Genomic DNA, 2,285 nt, shown 5'->3' on the forward strand with positions numbered 1-2,285 from the left:
CACTTATTTAATATATCGAACTTACTTTGCTTTGTCAACTACTTTTTCCATCTTTTTTTGAATTTATTTCTTATTTTGTCTACAATCCTTATGAGATAAGGTTTTTAGTCGTTCCGGCCTACCATGATCCGAACCATGGCAAGGTAAATAAAAGTGCGCTCTACCACCCAACGTTTTTTGAGCAAGAGAAAGCCCTTATTTTGTTCTGGTCGCAGCCCTACCTGCACAATCCAACGGCAAATGTCCATTGCCCACATCATGAAGACTAGACCATCAAATCCGCCATCAGTCCAAATGGTCGTCAAGCGAAAAACCTTGTCACCTATTTTTCTGATGACCGCTCTGGCACACCCGCGGCTATTACCAATATCCGTAGTACCAATTCCAAGGTATCAACAGTCATAAACGGCTTGCGTCATTTGATTTTTTGCCCGCATCATAAGTAATGAGACAAAATTAATTACACAAATATTCGGACTGAACTCTTTAATGGACAAAGGATTGGTAAATAAATAGTATGTAATTAATTCTGTCTAGGTACTTATTTTCCTCTAAATCATAAATTATCATCATTAAATATTCACAGAAAATCTACAAATTGCAATCCTGTACATCCTTAAATCCTGGACATCCTGATATGGCTTGCGCCACGCTACGCTATCAGACAACCACAACAAACAATCTCCAAATAGTGAAAATGTAACTTTACCTATTTGTTAATAACTAAAAACTTGAGAGGAATATGATTAGCTTCCCAGTATTCTTTGGCTGAATTTAAAATATCCAATGCTATTTGGTACTGTGTCGGTTCTGCTTGAGCAAAGATATCAGCATGATCATATAATATCACATATCTTTGAGCCGGACACCATGTTAAATCGGTGATACATTCATCAAAAGCATCCCAGTTAGTGCCGAAGTATGTAGGAAATTCCATTGCTTCAGCAGCTTGTTTTAAAAATGTTTGTTTGCTATTAATTTTTTTACCATCAAGATAAAAAACTTTATGATTCATAGATTTATGGTGAGGAAATAGGTTAGTAAAATCGTCTGAATCAGGTGGTTATCGAGCGAAGTCAAGATAATGCCCAGGATTAGAGGATTTACAGGATGATAAAATATAAAATGGACGATTGTTAATAAAAATCTATAAATCTTAAAATCATGTAGATGATAATTTTAACTTTGTTCAAGTATTGTGTTATAATTAATTCAGAGTTAGAAGAGTAAAAATATCATGATTTTAGCTGTTAAAAATGCTCTTTCCACAATTGCACCCAAGTTAACTTATGATGTGTTAATTGAAAACCAAGAAGATGGCACTGTGAAAGCGACATTATTAAGTTTACCAGAATGTCAAGGTTTAGGTGCGAATAAAGAGGAAGCATTAAATAATCTTATTCAGCTTTTTCAAGCACGAAAACCAGAAATAGTAACTTTAGAAATTGAACCAGATAAAACAGAACATCCTTGGCTGAAATTTTCAGGAATGCACAAGGATAATCCTCTTTTTGGTGAAATACTAGAAGATATAGAAGCTGAAGGTAATGCTTGGGACGTGCTAGAGGCATTAACAGGAACTATTGAAGCACCAAGTGATTGGTCAAATCAACATAATTACTATTTATATGGTACTCCTAAACATGACAATGAGATCAGAGAATGAATCAGGAAAGACTATTTTTAGATACGGTATTTATTCAGGCTCTATTAAACAAGAATGATCAATATCATACTCAAGCTAAAGCATTATTACCAAGGGTGAAAAATGCCGTTGAAGTATGGGTAACAGAAGCAGTTTTAATAGAAGTTGGTAATGCTTTAAGTGCAGTAAACCGCACAGCATCAGTTCAGTTTATTAATCAGTGTTATCAAACAGATAATATCAAAGTCGTTAGTGTAGATTCATTGCTTCTTATGCGTGCGCTGGAACTTTATCACAGTCGTCAAGATAAAGATTGGGGTTTAACGGATTGTATCTCATTTGTTGTTATGAAAGATCAGGGGTTAATTTATGCTGTAACGGCTGATATTCATTTTGTTCAAGCTGGTTTTGTGGCTTTATTAAGGAAGCCAGGGAATAATTAGATTGTCAGAATCAGGATATCCACCGATTAGAGGATTAACAGGATGTTTTTGAGAAAATATAGGTTTTTGTGAATGATAGAAAATCAGAAATGTTGAATGTCGTTACAAAACTTTACATATTTAAGTATACTAGTATTATCAAGGGTAAAAATGTCAACATTTCATAATATCTTCCATCCAATGAACATAACTGATTT

3 protein-coding genes are annotated in these 2,285 nt (G+C 34.3%); 2 read left to right on the forward strand and 1 reads right to left on the reverse strand.

Annotated features, from left to right (window positions below):
- Positions 1 to 709: 709 nt before the first annotated feature.
- Positions 710 to 1,015 carry a barstar family protein gene (locus tag H6G44_RS19885; protein WP_190388278.1) on the reverse strand — a complete coding sequence of 102 codons (306 nt, stop codon included), beginning with the start codon at positions 1,013 to 1,015 and terminating at the stop codon, positions 710 to 712.
- Positions 1,016 to 1,237: 222 nt separating this feature from the next.
- On the opposite strand from H6G44_RS19885, the gene H6G44_RS19890 reads away from it, so the two are divergent.
- Both H6G44_RS19890 and H6G44_RS19895 read left to right on the forward strand, forming a co-directional pair.
- Positions 1,238 to 1,666, forward strand: coding sequence for a type II toxin-antitoxin system HicB family antitoxin (locus H6G44_RS19890; protein WP_051347487.1), 429 nt, complete (start codon positions 1,238 to 1,240; stop codon positions 1,664 to 1,666).
- Complete coding sequence (locus H6G44_RS19895) at positions 1,663 to 2,088, forward strand: type II toxin-antitoxin system VapC family toxin (RefSeq protein WP_190388277.1); 426 nt, start codon at positions 1,663 to 1,665, stop codon at positions 2,086 to 2,088. The genes H6G44_RS19890 and H6G44_RS19895 overlap by 4 nt, the downstream gene beginning before the upstream one ends.
- Positions 2,089 to 2,285: the final 197 nt, after the last annotated feature.

Source organism: Aphanizomenon flos-aquae FACHB-1287 (assembly GCF_014698755.1).
GTDB classification, from domain to species: domain Bacteria; phylum Cyanobacteriota; class Cyanobacteriia; order Cyanobacteriales; family Nostocaceae; genus Dolichospermum; species Dolichospermum flosaquae.